Here is a 323-nt window from a genome sequence, read left to right as displayed (position 1 = left end):
CTTCGAAGGCGACGCCGTTGTCCCGGTAGAAGTCCACCACGACCCGGTCGAAATTGTATTTGCCGCGGTTCACCGGCAGTTTTTCGCCCCACCAGCCCTTCACGCGTTCGAACACCAGGCGGCGCCCGGGATCGACCTCGACGATGCGATAGGGACCGCTGCCCAGCGGCGCGGTGAAGGTGGTGGCGCGGAAGTCGCGATCCTTCCAGTAATGCTGCGGCAGCACCGGAAGCTCGCCCAGGCGCAGGATCAGCAGCGGGTTGCCGGAGCGCCGCAGGACGAAACGCACCCGGTGGGGGGTGAGGATATCGACCCGCTTCACC

Annotated in this window: 1 protein-coding gene; it reads right to left on the bottom strand. The window is 66.3% G+C overall.

Features of this window, described 5'->3' with window-relative positions; all coding sequences use genetic code 11:
• A partial coding sequence (locus tag ACLJNW_RS24005) for an ABC transporter substrate-binding protein (protein WP_410961193.1) occupies window positions 1-323 on the bottom strand: 323 nt, incomplete at both ends.

This window comes from Salmonella sp. SAL4457, assembly GCF_046548235.1.
GTDB classification, from domain to species: Bacteria; Pseudomonadota; Gammaproteobacteria; order Enterobacterales; family Enterobacteriaceae; genus Salmonella; species Salmonella enterica.
The sequence above is the reverse complement of the archived record's forward strand: the minus strand, read 5'-3'. Positions and strand labels throughout refer to the sequence as shown.